Annotated in this window: 10 protein-coding genes; 8 read left to right on the top strand and 2 right to left on the bottom strand. The window is 53.1% G+C overall.

Annotation, left to right across the window (positions count from 1 at the left end; all coding sequences use genetic code 11):
* Positions 1–446: 446 nt before the first annotated feature.
* Entirely contained in the window at positions 447–2,426 is a 1,980-nt protein-coding gene (gene speA / locus ACM5QY_RS00360) for a biosynthetic arginine decarboxylase (RefSeq protein ID WP_416118744.1), read from the top strand.
* Between the two features lie 108 nt (positions 2,427–2,534).
* Here speA and loiP (ACM5QY_RS00355) read toward each other — a convergent pair whose 3' ends face one another.
* Positions 2,535–3,293 carry a metalloprotease LoiP gene (loiP, locus tag ACM5QY_RS00355; protein WP_416118743.1) on the bottom strand — a complete coding sequence of 253 codons (759 nt, stop codon included), beginning with the start codon at positions 3,291–3,293 and terminating at the stop codon, positions 2,535–2,537.
* A 215-nt stretch (positions 3,294–3,508) separates the two neighbouring features.
* The gene (gene loiP, locus ACM5QY_RS00350; RefSeq protein ID WP_416118742.1) at positions 3,509–4,261 is read right to left on the bottom strand and encodes a metalloprotease LoiP; all 753 of its coding nucleotides are present in this window, start codon (positions 4,259–4,261) and stop codon (positions 3,509–3,511) included.
* A gap of 248 nt (positions 4,262–4,509) precedes the next feature.
* On the opposite strand from loiP (ACM5QY_RS00350), the gene tkt reads away from it, so the two are divergent.
* The 7 genes from tkt (at position 4,510) to ACM5QY_RS00315 (ending at position 16,243) form a co-directional block, all read left to right on the top strand.
* A complete protein-coding gene (gene tkt / locus ACM5QY_RS00345; protein ID WP_416118741.1) occupies positions 4,510–6,504 on the top strand; it encodes a transketolase in 1,995 nt (664 codons plus the stop codon).
* A gap of 495 nt (positions 6,505–6,999) precedes the next feature.
* Entirely contained in the window at positions 7,000–8,016 is a 1,017-nt protein-coding gene (gene epd, locus ACM5QY_RS00340) for an erythrose-4-phosphate dehydrogenase (RefSeq protein ID WP_416118740.1), read from the top strand.
* Between the two features lie 72 nt (positions 8,017–8,088).
* Positions 8,089–9,252, top strand: coding sequence for a phosphoglycerate kinase (gene pgk / locus ACM5QY_RS00335; RefSeq protein WP_104923198.1), 1,164 nt, complete (start codon positions 8,089–8,091; stop codon positions 9,250–9,252).
* Positions 9,253–9,380: 128 nt separating this feature from the next.
* Positions 9,381–10,460, top strand: a complete 1,080-nt coding sequence (gene fbaA, locus ACM5QY_RS00330) for a class II fructose-bisphosphate aldolase (protein WP_104923197.1) — start codon at positions 9,381–9,383, stop codon at positions 10,458–10,460.
* Positions 10,461–10,596: 136 nt separating this feature from the next.
* A complete protein-coding gene (locus tag ACM5QY_RS00325) occupies positions 10,597–11,679 on the top strand; it encodes a LacI family DNA-binding transcriptional regulator (RefSeq protein ID WP_416118739.1) in 1,083 nt (360 codons plus the stop codon).
* A gap of 136 nt (positions 11,680–11,815) precedes the next feature.
* Positions 11,816–14,914 (top strand): beta-galactosidase, encoded by a 3,099-nt coding sequence (locus ACM5QY_RS00320; protein WP_416118738.1) that lies wholly within the window; start codon positions 11,816–11,818, stop codon positions 14,912–14,914.
* Positions 14,915–14,974: 60 nt separating this feature from the next.
* The gene (locus ACM5QY_RS00315) at positions 14,975–16,243 is read left to right on the top strand and encodes an MFS transporter (protein WP_416118737.1); all 1,269 of its coding nucleotides are present in this window, start codon (positions 14,975–14,977) and stop codon (positions 16,241–16,243) included.
* Positions 16,244–16,308: the final 65 nt, after the last annotated feature.

Genomic DNA, 16,308 nt, shown 5'->3' with positions numbered 1-16,308 from the left:
CGTGTGGAGGTGGTTAGGTTAATGACCCACTTTTTACCGGTTGTTACATTTCAACAGCATCCCCTGCAGCCTTTAATGCGCCTTGCAGCACTTCTTTCAGCGGACTTTTTCTCAGAGAAACGTCTGCCCTCTCTGCGATGTTACAGACAGCCTGAGTACAGACAGGCCAGTCGCCGACATCTGTACGCTACTCAGTAAAACCGGGATCGCATTTCCGACATATAACTGAAGTAGCCTGCAACCTCGGGACATTTCTCCCTGATTTATTCCGACTCGTTACACGGAGTCTAAAAACGTGTTTTACAATGATATGAGTGAAAAACAGTCCGATGGCTGTGGCTCGCAGGGTTTTATCCTGTCTGAAAGCCGGCCTTGCGGGTTGTTCTCACCTGTTGTTACTGCGATAGTGGCTGGCCATGTTGTCAGTATAGAAAGAGGATTTACCTATGTCTGATGACATTCAGTCCCATCGTCCGTCACAACCGGGCGATACTGTTTCTTTGCGCTCCATGCAGGAGGTTGCCGTGAACGATCGTGATGCCAGCAAAATGCTGCGCACTTACAACGTTGCCTATTGGGGTAACAACTATTTTGACGTCAATGAACTGGGCCACATCAGTGTTTGCCCGGATCCAGACGAGCCTTCTGCCCGTGTCGATTTGGCGCAACTGGTAAAAGATATGCGTGAGCAGGACGGTCAGCGTTTGCCAGCCTTGTTCTGTTTCCCACAAATTTTGCAACACCGTCTGCGTTCGATTAACGCTGCGTTCAAACGTGCGCGTGAATCGTTCGGTTATGAGGGTGATTATTTCCTGGTGTATCCGATCAAGGTTAACCAGCATCGCCGCGTGATTGAATCTCTGGTCGAGTCCGGCGAACCGCTGGGCCTGGAAGCCGGTTCAAAAGCGGAACTGATGGCGGTTCTGGCTCACGCCGGAATGACCCGTTCAGTGATCGTCTGTAACGGTTATAAAGACCGTGAATACATTCGTCTGGCGCTGATCGGTGAGAAACTCGGTCACAAGGTTTATCTGGTTATTGAGAAAATGACCGAGATTAAGCTGGTGCTGGAAGAAGCCGAACGTCTGAACGTCGTCCCGCGTCTGGGCGTGCGTGCGCGTCTGTCTTCGCAGGGGTCGGGCAAATGGCAGTCCAGCGGTGGCGAAAAGTCCAAATTTGGTCTGGCGGCTTCTCAGGTTCTGCAACTGGTCGAAATGCTGCGTGAAGCAGGGCGTCTGGACAGCCTGCAACTTCTGCATTTCCACCTCGGCTCGCAGCTGTCGAATATTCGTGATATCTCAACCGGTGTGCGTGAATCTGCGCGCTTCTACGTTGAGCTGCACAAACTGGGTGTCAATATTCAGTGCTTCGACGTGGGCGGCGGTCTGGGCGTAGATTACGAAGGGACGCGTTCTCAGTCCGATTGCTCCGTGAACTACGGCCTGAACGAATATGCCAACAACGTGATCTGGGGCATTGGCGATGCCTGTAATGAGCACGGTCTTCCGCACCCGACGGTCATCACCGAATCGGGTCGCGCTGTCACCGCTCACCACACCGTACTGGTGTCTAACGTGATCGGCGTTGAGCGCAACGAGTTCAAACCCCCTGTTGCACCTGAAGAGGATGCACCACGCGCCCTCGGCAGCATGTGGGACACCTGGAATGAAATGCACGATCCGGAAAACCGTCGCTCACTGCGCGAATGGCTGCACGACAGCCAGATGGATCTGCACGACGTCCATTCGCAATATGCGCACGGCATTCTGGATCTGACTCAGCGCGCGTGGGCGGAAGATATCTACCTGAATATCTGTAATAAAATTCAGGATCAGCTGGATCCAAGCAACCGCGCGCACCGTCCGATTATCGACGAACTGCAAGAGCGCATGGCCGATAAGCTTTACGTGAACTTCTCACTGTTCCAGTCAATGCCGGATGCCTGGGGTATCGATCAGTTGTTCCCGGTTCTGCCGCTGGAGGGTTTGGATAAACCGCCGGTTGGCCGTGCGGTGCTGCTGGACATAACCTGTGATTCTGACGGGACTATCGATCACTATATCGACGGTGACGGCGTGGCGACCACAATGCCGATGCCTCCGTATGATCCTGAAAACCCGCCAATGCTGGGCTTCTTCATGGTCGGCGCATATCAGGAAATTCTCGGTAACATGCACAACCTGTTCGGTGATACCGCCGCCGTGGACGTGTTTGTGTTCCCTGACGGCAGCATTGAAGTGCAGCAGTCTGACGAAGGCGATACCGTGGCTGATATGCTCGAATACGTGCAGCTTGACCCGAATGTGTTGCTGGCCCGTTTCCGCGACCAGGTAAAAGAAACCGATCTGGATGCGGAATTGCAGGCGCAGTTTGTGGAAGAGTTTGAATCCGGTTTATACGGTTATACGTATCTGGAAGACGAATAATTCCCGGCGTACATGACGGATAAAATAAAGGCACCTTCGGGTGCCTTTATTATTTAGGTTGTGAATGTTTTATTTTTTAAAATATAAATAACGAATTTGTTTTCGTGACTATTTATCTTCGGCGATACGCTTTTTAATATTATCTGCGCGTTCCTGAGAAGGCGGATGGGAACTGAATAAACTTTTTTCACTGCCACCGCTCATTTTTGCCAGTTTCTCAAAGGCTGTGACCAGCCCTTTGGTCGGCAGACCGCGTTTTTTCAGCAGGTCGTAGGAATAATCGTCAGCGTCTGATTCCTGTTTCTGAGAGAACTGCGCATTAACCAGCTCTTCACCCAAATCGGCCAGTTGTGTGCTGGAAAGTTGACCAGCAATGCCACCGGCCGCGCCTGCTGCGCTGTGCGCGGCGGAAGCGCTGTACGCCACCTGCATGGCTTTTTTGGTGTGACCGAGTGCGACGTGGCCCATTTCGTGGCCCAGTACGCCTTCGACTTCATCATCGGTCATCATGTCCATCAGGCCGCTGTAGACGCGGATACAGCCGTTCGCCATCGCCCAGGCGTTGACGTCGCTGGTGAGGTAGACTTTATAATTCGCCGGTCTGCCGTTGATATCATTGCCGAGGTTTTTGGCAATTTTGTCCAGACGCTTAGAGTATTTGCTTTTTGATGAGGCAATTTTAGATTCAACATCCAGGGCTTTACAGGAACCCTCTGTCATATTGATGACATCCTGATCCGTCAGCGTGGCCGCTTTGTAGGCGTCTGAGCCAGATTTCATTAAGGCATCGGTATTGAGCGCACCGTTCTGACAACCACTTAATAATACGGTGATCCCCAACGCAATTGCAGTTATACGAAAATTCATAATCCATCTTCCTTTGATAGTTAAATTAAATAAAACGCAGGAAGAATAACCAATCAATATCACTTAGCGAGAAAAAGAACTGATGGCAGGTTATTTTCAGATTTTGTGCGGAAATATTTTCTGAATAATGGATGTTTTAATAATATTACGAAAGTAAAGTCACTCAGCTTAATAAGCAGATGCGCCATTTAACTGGCGCATCTGTATGAGGGAAATTATTTCCCGGCAGCGATTCGATCGCGGATATGTTTCGCGCGCGCTTCGGATGACGGATGATCATCAAACCAGCCAATGCTGCTTCCTTTATCCAGTTTAGCCAGCTTCTCAAAACTGGTGGCCAGCCCGGTCGGATCAATCCCGCGTTTCTTCAGCAGATCGAAAGAGTAATCGTCAGCTTCGGATTCCTGTTTCTGCGAGAACTGCGCGTTAACGTATTTTTCACCGAGATCGGCCAGCTGCGACTGCGAAAGCGTGGTGCTGACGCCGCCCAGTGAGGCCACCGCCGTCCGCGCCGCCGTGGCGCTGTAAGCAACCTGCATCGCTTTGCGGGTATGCCCCAGTGCGACGTGACCCATTTCGTGGCCGAGTACGCCTTCAACTTCGTTGTCGTTCATCATGTCCATCAGGCCGCTGTACACGCGGATACAGCCGTTCGCCATCGCCCAGGCGTTGACGTCCTTGGTCAGGTACACCTTGTAGTTGGCCGGCGTGCCGTTGATGTTGTCCCCGAGCGCGGCCGAGATTTTTTTCAGACGTTGCGCATATTCGCTGCTTTCTGGTGCTATTTGCGCTTTTTTATCCATTTCTTCACAGGACTGCACGCTCAGGGTTTTTACATCGGCGTCGCTCAGTGTATAAGCCTGATAAGCCTGCGCGCCGGATTGCATTAAGGTATCGGTATTTAGGGTTGAACAACCGCTGACCAGCGCGGCCGCGCAAAGACTCAGCAAAACGGGGTGGAATTTCATCAGTTTGGGCTCCCGGAGAACGTTAAAAAAAAAGTCAGTACAGCCTGAAAAAGGCTCTGATTGTAAGAATAGCGTTAAGATAGGTTTTTAGGATTGCCCGATCTATAGTGTAAGTCTGAAAAAACGCACTGATTTAAAAGCGAATTCTGTGAACTTAATCACGAGAGTGATTAAGGATTGCCGTTTTAATGCCGAGTCTGAGAAAATGACTTTCTTGACCGCTTTTTTAATCCGACCTGGAGTAGAACATGTCCTCTCGTAAAGAGCTTGCGAACGCTATCCGCGCACTTAGTATGGACGCCGTGCAGAAAGCGAATTCCGGCCACCCTGGCGCCCCTATGGGCATGGCAGACATTGCCGAAGTCTTGTGGCGCGATTACCTGAACCACAACCCGACAAACCCGCACTGGGCTGACCGTGACCGCTTCGTGCTGTCCAATGGTCATGGCTCCATGCTGATTTACAGCCTGCTGCACCTCACAGGCTATGATCTGCCAATCAGCGAACTGGCGAACTTCCGTCAGCTGCATTCCAGAACGCCGGGTCACCCGGAATACGGTTATACACCAGGCGTAGAAACCACTACGGGCCCGCTGGGTCAGGGCATCGCGAACGCGGTGGGTATGGCGATTGCTGAACGTACACTGGGTGCGCAGTTCAACAAACCCGGTCACGACATCGTTGATCACCAGACTTACACTTTCCTGGGCGACGGCTGCATGATGGAAGGCATTTCTCACGAAGTGTGTTCTCTGGCCGGTACCATGAAACTCGGTAAACTGACCGCGTTTTATGATGACAACGGTATCTCCATCGACGGCCACGTAGAAGGCTGGTTCACTGATGATACTGCTGCCCGTTTCGAAGCTTACGGCTGGCATGTTGTGCGTCACGTTGACGGTCACAACCCTGATTCCATCAAAGCGGCTATCGAAGAAGCGCATAAAGTCACCGACAAACCTTCCCTGCTGATGTGCAAAACCGTGATCGGTTTCGGTTCTCCGAACAAAGCCGGTACTCACGATGTGCATGGCGCAGCGCTGGGCGCAGCCGAAGTGGCCGCTACCCGCGAAGCACTGGGCTGGAAATATGCTGCGTTTGAAATCCCGCAGGATATCTACGCGCAGTGGGATGCGAAAGAAGCCGGCAAAGCGAAAGAATCCGCATGGGATGAGAAATTCGCCGCTTACGCCAAAGCGCACCCTGAACTGGCAAAAGAGTTCAAACGTCGTATCAACGGCGAACTGCCCGCTAACTGGGAAACCGACGCTCAGAAATTTATCGAAGAGTTGCAGGCAAAACCTGCCAACATCGCCAGCCGTAAAGCGTCGCAGAATGCGCTGGAAGCGTTCGGTAAAGTGTTGCCAGAATTCCTGGGCGGCTCCGCTGACCTGGCACCGAGCAACCTGACTATGTGGTCTGGTTCCAAGTCTATCGGCGACGATCAGGCGGGTAACTACATCCATTACGGCGTGCGTGAATTCGGTATGACTGCGATCACTAACGGTATCGCGCTGCACGGTGGTTTCCTGCCGTACTCTGCAACCTTCCTGATGTTCGTTGAATATGCACGTAACGCCGTGCGTATGGCCGCGCTGATGAAGATCCGTAACGTGTTCGTTTACACCCATGACTCCATCGGTCTGGGCGAAGACGGCCCGACGCACCAGCCGGTTGAGCAAATTGCCAGCCTGCGCGTGACGCCAAACATGAGCACATGGCGTCCGGCTGACCAGGTCGAATCTGCAGTGGCGTGGAAATACGCCATCGAACGTAACGACGGCCCGGTTACCCTGATCTTCTCCCGTCAGAACCTGACCCAGCAACCGCGTACCGCTGAGCAACTGGCGAACGTGGCGCGTGGCGGTTATGTCCTGAAAGATTGCGACGGCACGCCAGAAGTGATTCTGATCGCGACCGGCTCTGAAGTGGGCATCACTGTTGAAGCCGCAGATAAACTGGCTGCAGCGGGCACCAAAGTGCGCGTAGTTTCCATGCCGTCCACCGACGCCTTCGACAAACAGGACGCGGCTTACCGTGAATCCGTCTTGCCGAAAGCCGTTTCTGCACGTGTTGCGGTTGAAGCGGGCATCGCGGATTACTGGTTCAAATACGTGGGTCTGAACGGCGCTATCGTGGGTATGCACAGCTTCGGCGAATCTGCTCCGGCAGACCTGCTGTTCAAAGAGTTCGGTTTCACTGTTGATAACGTGGTTGCTCAGGCACAGGCGTTACTGAAGTAATCGGGCTCAAACGTCATCATAAAAGCACCTTCGGGTGCTTTTTTTTCGCCCCGCATTCACCCCGGTTCTGAGTTTTCGCGTGAAATGACGCAGGTCAAACCCTTTTGCGGCAGTCTCCGCTACACTCCTGCATTCTGAAACTGTTTCATTTCGTCAGTTTTTGAGAAACTTGACTGTCGAAAAGGTGATGGAAAAGTAAAATCACTGTAAACACACGGAATTTACTGGTGTTTTTTTCAGCGATCGGCGAGATTAACGCGTCGAAATTCCGGGAATTATTCCTTTTATTCATCGTTTGGTTTATTCTCAGCTGAACCGTTTCAGTCAGGCTATTTGAGCTTAACATCGTCACCAGGTTGTTAACGTGCCGCAAACTGAAATTTTTCTACTGCACTGAACGTGCGGGCAGATGACGATGGTGATTCACCGTAAACGCACGCTGCATTACTATAGGTGTTACTGAAATTGAGTAACAACCGTGTAACAGGGAGAAGTATGCCAATACGTATTGCAATTAATGGCTTTGGTCGCATTGGCCGTAGCGTATTGCGCGCGTTATACGAATCCGGGCGTCGGGCGGAAATCTCCGTCATTGCCATCAATGAAATTGCCAGCCCTGAAGGCATGGCCCATCTGCTCAAATATGACTCCAGCCACGGGCGCTTTGCCTGGGATGTCCGCCAGGAAGGTGAGAACCTTTACGTCGGCGATGACTCCATCCGTTTATTCCATCAGCCTGATGCCAGCCAGTTGCCCTGGGGCGAACTGAGCATTGACGTGGTGCTTGATTGTACCGGCGTTTACGGCAGCCGTGCAGACGGTGAAACGCAGCTCGCGGCGGGCGCCAAAAAGATTCTGTTCGCGCATCCGGGTGGGCATGATTTAGATGCCACGGTGGTTTACGGTGTGAACCACGACTTGCTCGAACGCCAGCACCGCATTGTGTCCAATGCGTCCTGCACCACCAACTGTATTATCCCTGTGATTAAGCTGCTCGACGATGCCTTTGGCATTGAGTCCGGCACGGTAACGACCATCCATTCTTCAATGAATGACCAGCCGGTCATCGACGCCTACCATGCGGATTTACGCCGCACGCGCGCGGCCAGCCAGTCCATTATTCCGGTCGATACCAAGCTCGCCGCAGGGATCACGCGCATCATGCCAAAGTTCTGCGATCGCTTTGAAGCGATCTCCGTACGGGTGCCCACCATCAATGTCACCGCCATTGATCTGAGCGTGTTTGTCGAGGGTTCTGTGACCGTAGACGAGGTGAACCAGCTGCTGCAAAAGGCCGCAATGGGCGCTTTTCGTGGTATAGTTGACTATACCGAACTACCATTAGTCTCGACAGATTTTAACCATGATCCTCACAGCGCCATCGTAGATGGAACGCAGACGAGGGTCAGTGGAAAGCACCTGATAAAAACACTGGTCTGGTGCGATAACGAGTGGGGTTTTGCCAACCGAATGTTGGATACAACATTGGCAATGTCCGCGAGCGGTTTCTAGTACGGCTGTTGCGGCCTTCTGGCCGAAACTGCCTTCAAGCAACTTTAAAGAGAATCAACGAGAGGATTCACCATGTCTGTTATTAAGATGAGCGATCTGGATTTAGCGGGTAAACGCGTACTGATCCGTGCCGATCTGAATGTGCCAGTTAAAGATGGCAAAGTAACGTCAGATGCACGTATCCGCGCTTCTTTACCCACCATCGAAATTGCCCTGAAACAAGGCGCACGCGTGATGGTGACCTCGCATCTGGGTCGTCCGACTGAAGGCGAATATAACGAAGAGTTTTCTCTGCTGCCGGTTGTTAACTACCTGAAAGAACATCTGAAATCTCCAGTGCGTCTGGCTAAAGATTATCTGGATGGCGTTGAAGTTGCCGAAGGCGAACTGGTTGTTCTGGAAAACGTTCGCTTCAACAAAGGCGAGAAGAAAGACGACGAAGCCCTGTCAAAAAAATATGCTGCCCTGTGTGACATCTATGTGATGGACGCATTCGGTACTGCGCACCGCGCGCAAGCCTCTACCCACGGCGTCGGCAAATTTGCCCCTATCGCCTGTGCCGGTCCGCTGCTGTCTGCAGAACTGGAAGCACTGGGTAAAGCACTGGGTAACCCGGCGCGTCCGATGGTTGCCATCGTCGGCGGTTCTAAAGTTTCGACCAAACTGACCGTGCTGGATTCCCTGTCCAAAATCGCTGACCAGCTGATCGTTGGCGGTGGTATCGCGAACACCTTCGTTGCGGCTCAAGGCAACAACGTCGGTAAATCTTTGTACGAAGCAGACCTGGTCGGCACCGCAAGCAAACTGCTGGAAACGTGCGACATTCCTGTCCCAACTGATGTTCGCGTTGCTACCGAGTTCTCTGAAACTGCGGTTGCTACCGTGAAGTCTGTTAAAGACATCAAAGATGACGAACAAATTCTCGACATGGGCGATGAGTCTGCTTACCGCCTGGCTGAGATCATTAAAAACGCTAAAACCATTCTGTGGAATGGCCCGGTAGGCGTGTTCGAGTTCCCTAACTTCCGCAGAGGAACCGAAATTGTGGCGCAGGCCATTGCTGATAGCGAAGGTTTCTCTATCGCAGGCGGCGGCGACACATTGGCGGCTATCGACCTGTTCGGTATCGCTGACAAAATTTCCTATATCTCCACTGGCGGTGGCGCATTCCTCGAGTTCGTTGAAGGGAAAGCACTGCCAGCGGTTGTGATGCTGGAAGAGCGTGCTAAGAAGTAATGAACCCTGAGCAGGAAACATAGGGTTTCCTGTTCTTCTTTGCCGCGCGAGGGGCTGCACAGTGGAACTCGCGCGACATAGCAAACCGATTCAATCCATCTACGGCCGACGAAACAGGACAAAGAACTATGTCTAAAATTTTTGATTTCGTAAAACCAGGCGTTATCACTGGTGATGATGTACAGAAAGTTTTCGCTATTGCTAAAGAAAACAAATTTGCACTGCCAGCGGTTAACTGCGTAGGCACCGACTCTATCAACGCCGTTCTCGAAGCTGCTGCGAAAGTCCGTTCACCGGTTATCGTTCAGTTCTCTAACGGTGGCGCTGCGTTCATCGCGGGTAAAGGCCTGAAAACTGACGTGCCACAAGGCGCGGCAATCCTGGGTGCAATCTCTGGCGCACACCATGTGCATCAGATGGCAGAACATTACGGCGTGCCAGTTATCCTGCACACCGACCATTGCGCGAAGAAACTGCTGCCTTGGATCGACGGTCTGCTGGACGCGGGTGAAGCTCACTTCGCGAAAACCGGTAAACCTCTGTTCTCTTCACACATGATCGACCTGTCTGAAGAATCTCTGGAAGAAAACATCGAAATTTGCAGCAAGTACTTAGCTCGCATGGCAAAACTCGACATGACTCTGGAAATTGAACTGGGTTGTACTGGTGGTGAAGAAGATGGCGTGGACAACAGCCACATGGACGCATCTGCTCTGTACACTCAGCCACAAGACGTTGATTACGCATACGAAAAACTGAACGCAATCAGCCCGCGTTTCACTATCGCTGCGTCATTCGGTAACGTACACGGCGTGTACAAACCAGGTAACGTTAAACTGACTCCAACGATTCTGCGCGATTCCCAAGAATACGTGTGCAAGAAACACAACCTGCCACACAACAGCCTGAACTTCGTGTTCCACGGCGGTTCCGGTTCTACTGCAGCAGAAATCAAAGAATCTGTAGGCTACGGTGTTATCAAAATGAACATCGATACCGACACCCAATGGGCAAACTGGGACGGTATCCTGCAGTTCTACAAGAAAAACGAAGCTTACCTGCAAGGTCAGTTGGGTAACCCGGAAGGCGCGGACAAACCTAACAAGAAATTCTATGACCCGCGCGTATGGCTGCGTTCTGCACAGGCTTCCATGGTGACTCGCCTGGAACTGGCATTCAAAGAACTGAACGCAATCGACGTACTGTAATTCTTATCCTTCCGGTGCTTGACCACCGGAATGTGAGGATCATAACCAAAGGGGCTTCGGCCCCTTTTTTATTGTCTGATTTCCGGCCACAATAGCCCGTCCGGCACATTCCCGCATGAATCCCCAAGAGAAAGCCATGAAGCCAAAATCTGTCACCCTCGATGACGTCGCACGTCACGCGGGCGTTTCTTATCAGACCGTTTCGCGCGTACTGAATCAGGCGGCGCACGTCTCCGCAAAGACGCGGGATAAAGTCGAACAGGCCATGACTGCGCTGAACTACGTGCCGAATCGCGTCGCACAGCAGCTGGCCGGAAAACAGAGTTATACGCTGGGGCTGGCGACGACCGAACTTGCGCTTCATGCGCCCTCACAAATTGCTTCTGCAATGAAAACCCGCGCCAATCAGTTAGGTTTTAACGTCGTTATTTCGATGATTGATAATCTGAGCCTTCCGGCCTGCCGCACGGCGGTGAATGAGCTGATGTCGCAGCGCGTTGATGGCGTGCTGATTAATGTGCCGCTGTCGAATGAGGATGCCTGTGCCATTGCGCAGTTATGTGGCGATTTACCGGTGCTGTTTCTGGATGTCGATCCACAGGCGGATGTTTTTAAAATCCTTTTTGATCCGCATTGCGGGGCAGAGCAGGGCGTGGAACATCTTCTGGCGCTGGGGCATCAGAAAATTGCCGTGCTGACCGGCCCGCTGGAATCTATCTCCGCGCGACTGCGTTACGAAGGCTGGCTGAATACGCTGGCGAAGCATCAGATTACGCCCTGTGCGGTGCAGCACGGCGACTGGAGCGCGGCTTCCGGTTACCAGCAGGCCTTATTGCTGCTCAACCAGCCTGTGCGGCCTACGGCCATTCTGATTGCCAATGATCAGATGGCGCTGGGCGTACTGCGGGCGGTTCATGAATTCGGCCTGCGCGTGCCGGAGCAGATTTCTGTTATCGGTTACGACGACACCGAAGACAGCGCGTTTTTCTTCCCGCCGCTGACCACCATTAAGCAAGATTTCCGCCTCCTCGGGCATGAAAGCGTCAACCGGCTGGTCGATCATCTGCATATTCATGGCGATAAACAGCAATCGTCGCTGTTGTTGCCGACGTCTCTGGTAGAACGCCACACAACGTCGAAACCCGGTGAGTCCGCCGTTTCTCAGGAAGCACTGTCGCAGGAACTTCTCCGCATCGCCCGGCAGCTCAGCCCGCGCTGATTCACTTTTCCTGCTTCTCCGGCGCGGAATCTGTGATCCGCGTCCCTTTCCCGCACTCCCTTGCTTTACTTCATCGTCCCCGTTACGCATGTTTATATTATTGTGAGCGCATAACAATTTTTGCGAGGGGATCTTTATGACACTATCAGTGGATGAAAAATTGTCGTCACTGGCCACCGTTCTGGGGCGTCGTGATTGGGAAAAACCGTCGTCGACGCAATTTAACCGTCTTGCGGCGCACCCGCCTTTTAACAGCTGGCGGGAAAGTGAAAAAGCCAGAGATAATCAGGTTTATGCTCATGTTCGTTCCCTGAACGGGGAATGGTATTTCAGCTATTTCAACCGCCCGGAAGCCGTGCCTGAGCAATGGCTGGAAGGCGATCTCGCGGATGCAGACAAAGTTCAGGTGCCCTCAAACTGGCAACTGGCAGGCTACGATGCGCCGATTTATACCAACGTTCAGTATCCGATCCCGGTCAATCCGCCGTTTGTGCCGGAAGAAAACCCAACAGGTTGTTACTCGCTCACAGTTAATGTAGATAAAGACTGGCTGAGCAGTGGCCAGACGCGCATTGTGTTCAATGGCGTCAATTCTGCGTTCTATTTGTGGTGCAACGGCAAATGGATCGGTTATTCCCAGGACAGCCGTTTACCGGCGGAATTCGATCTCAGCGACGTGCTGCACGCGGGTGAAAACCGGCTGGCGGTGATGGTCTTGCGCTGGAGTGACGGCAGTTATCTGGAAGATCAGGACATGTGGCGCATGAGCGGGATTTTCCGCGACGTCACGTTGCTGCACAAAACGGCGGAGCAAATCTCGGATTATCAGGTTCGCACGCATCTGTTCCACGGTTTCACGCAGGCTGAACTGGAAGTGCAGGTCAGCGCCGCCGTGCCGCAGGAAAGTGCCGCAGATTATCAGGTTCGCGTACAGCTCTGGCAGGGCGATAAGCCGGTTGCAGAACATCAGCAGCCGCTGGGCAGTGAAATCATTGATGAACGCGGCAATGCGTTTGATAAAACCACGCTACGGTTGCCGGTCAGCCAGCCGGAATTGTGGAGCGCCGAACAGCCCGCGTTGTACCGCGCAGTGATTTCCCTGATCTCTCCGCAGGGCCAGCTGATTGAAGCCGAAGCCTGCGATGTCGGGTTCCGTCAGGTGGAAATCAGCAACGGGCTGCTGAAAGTTAACGGCCAGCCGGTGTTGATCCGCGGAACCAACCGTCACGAACATCACCCGGAAAACGGTCAGGTGATGGATGAAGCGACGATGCGCCGCGACATCGTGCTGATGAAACAACACAACTTCAACGCGGTGCGCTGCTCGCATTATCCGAATCATCCGCTGTGGTACACACTTTGCGATCAGTATGGTCTGTACGTGGTCGATGAAGCCAATATCGAAACTCACGGTATGCAACCGATGAACCGCTTATCGGACGATCCCGTCTGGTTCAACGCTTTCAGCGAACGTGTCACCCGCATGGTTCAGCGCGACCGCAACCATCCGTGCATCATCATCTGGTCACTGGGCAATGAATCCGGTCACGGCGCCAATCACGACGCGATGTACCGCTGGATCAAATCTGTCGATCCGACGCGTCCGGTGCAGTACGAAGGCGGCGGCGCTAACAGCGCCGCGACCGACATTATCTGCCCGATGTATTCCCGCGTGGAACAGGATCAGCCCTTCCCGGCTGTACCGAAATGGTCTATCAAAAAATGGATCAGTATGCCGGATGAAACGCGTCCGCTGATCCTCTGCGAATACGCTCATGCGATGGGCAACAGCTTTGGCGGCTTCGACAAATACTGGAAAGCCTTCCGTCAGTTCCCGCGCTTGCAGGGCGGTTTTGTCTGGGACTGGGTGGACCAAAGCCTGCTGAAAACGGGCGAAAACGGCGAGCGTCATATGGCCTACGGCGGTGATTTTGGCGATACGCCAAACGACCGTCAGTTCTGCATGAACGGTCTGGTCTTTGCCGACCGCACGCCGCATCCGTCGTTGTTTGAAGCGCAGCGCGCCCAGCAGTTCTTCCAGTTTTCACTGGTCAGCACATCGCCTCTTACATTGGAAATTCAAAGCGAATATCTGTTCCGCCGCAGCGATAACGAACAGCTGGTGTGGCGTATCGAACGCGATGGCGAAGTGATTGCGCAGGGCGAAGCAGCGCTGAATATTGCGCCGAACGGCGTGCAGAAACTTGAGCTGGGTTCGATCCCGAAAGCTGACGGCGACTTGTGGCTGAACGTCGCTGTACATCAGCCGCAGGCGACGGCGTGGTCGCAAGCAGGTCACCGCAGCGCATGGGATCAGTGGCCGTTACCGCAGGCGCTGAGCCTGCCGGAGCCGGAAAAAATTTCCGCCGCCGCGCCGGTTCTGGAAATTCAGGGCGGGAATATTTCCGTGGTTCACGGCGCACAACGCTGGCAGTTTAACCAGAAGAGCGGCCTGCTGGAACAGTGGTTTGATGGCAAAACGCCGCGCCTGCTTTCGGCGCTTCGCGACCAGTTTGTCCGCGCGCCGGTTGATAACGATATCGGTGTCAGCGAAGTCACGCGCATTGATCCGAATGCGTGGGTGGAGCGCTGGAAAGCCGCCGGAATGTATCAGCTGGAATCCCGCACGTTAAGCGTGATTGCCGATCAATTACAAGATCGCGTGGTTATTGTCGCTTCACATGCTTTCCTCGCTGGCGATGAAACGCGCGTACTGAGCCGGAAAGTTTATCGCATCGACAATCAGGGCGAACTGCATATCGATGTGGATGTGCGCATTGCTTCCAATGTCCCGTCGCCGGGGCGTATCGGCATGACCTGCCAGCTGGCCGACACTGCTGAGAACGTCCGCTGGCTGGGGCTGGGACCGCATGAAAACTACCCGGATCGCCGTCTGGCTGCACAACACGGTCGCTGGACATTGCCACTTGGCGAACTCTATACGCCTTACGTTTTCCCGACCGAGAGCGGTTTGCGCGGCGAGACTCGCGAGCTGGAATACGCCGGATGGACGTTGCGGGGCAATTTCCACTTTGGGCTGAGCCGCTACAGCTTGCGACAGCTGATGGACACCAGCCACCGTCACTTATTACGTGAAGAAGAAGGGACGTGGCTGAATATCGACGGCTTCCATATGGGCGTCGGTGGTGATGATTCGTGGAGCCCAAGCGTCAGCCCGGATTTCCTGCTGACTGCCGGTCAGTATCATTATTCGTTCACCTGGAAACGTGCCTGACATCCCGCGCCGTGGCGTTAACCCGCTGCGACGCAGTTTTCAGTCGTAAGGAAAGTGCATATGTATTACCTGAAAAATACTAACTTTTGGATGTTCGGGCTGTTCTTCTTCTTTTACTTTTTCATCATGGGGGCGTATTTCCCGTTCTTCCCGATCTGGCTTCACGACATCAATCAGATCAGCAAAAGTGACACCGGCATAATATTTGCCAGCATCTCGCTGTTCTCCCTGTTATTCCAACCGGTCTTTGGATTGCTGGCCGATAAACTGGGACTGAAAAAGCACTTGCTGTGGGTGATCACCGGTACGCTGGTTCTGTTTGCGCCGTTCTTTATTTATGTATTCGGCCCGCTGCTGAAAATGAATATCTATCTGGGGTCGGTGGTCGGCGGGATTTATCTCGGCCTGATTTACAACGCCGGTGCGCCTGCGATCGAAGCGTATATCGAAAAAGTCAGCCGCCGCAGCAGCTTTGAATTTGGCCGTGCGCGGATGTTCGGTTGTGTCGGCTGGGCGGTATGCGCGTCGGTGGTCGGCATTATGTTCACCATCAACAATGAATTTGTTTTCTGGCTCGGTTCCGGTTGTGCAGTAGTTCTGGCGATCCTTTTGCTGATCGCCAAGCCGGAAGTGACATCCACCGCGCGGGTGGTGAACGAACTGGGGGCAAACACCAAACCCTTCAGCCTGAAGATTGCGCTTGAGCTGCTCAAAGATCGCAAACTGTGGTTCCTGGCGCTGTACGTGATCGGCGTGTCCTGCACGTACGACGTCTTCGACCAGCAGTTCGCCAACTTCTTTACCTCGTTCTTTGATTCGTCATCCGAAGGTACGCGCATTTTCGGCTACGTCACCACCCTGGGTGAACTGCTGAATGCCTGCATCATGTTCTTCGCGCCGCTTATCGTTAACCGTATTGGCGGGAAAAATGCACTGCTGCTGGCCGGGACGATTATGTCGATCCGCATCATCGGCTCGTCGTTTGCCTCATCGCCGCTCGAAGTGGTGGTGCTGAAAACGCTGCACATGTTTGAAGTGCCGTTCCTGATTGTCGGTTGCTTCAAATACATCACGTCAGTGTTTGAAGTGCGCTTCTCTGCAACGATCTATCTGGTGACGTTCTGCTTCTTCAAACAGGTGGCGATCATGTTCATGTCCGTTTTTGCCGGGAATATGTATGACCGTATCGGCTTTCACGGCACGTATCTGATCCTCGGATTAGTGGCGCTGACGTTCACGGTAATTTCGGCCTTTACGCTGAGCGGAAGAGGACCACTTCAGGCCTTCAAAACGCCGGAACGGTTGAAAAATAGCCGCGTAAATTCCTAATCTGATGACCTTTTTCATCCGGTGGTTGGCACTTCATCGCATTGTTCGTTAACCTTAAAGAACAC

The organism is Rahnella sp. PCH160, assembly GCF_047784855.1.
Taxonomy (GTDB): Bacteria; Pseudomonadota; Gammaproteobacteria; order Enterobacterales; family Enterobacteriaceae; genus Rahnella.
The sequence above is the reverse complement of the archived record's forward strand: the minus strand, read 5'-3'. Positions and strand labels throughout refer to the sequence as shown.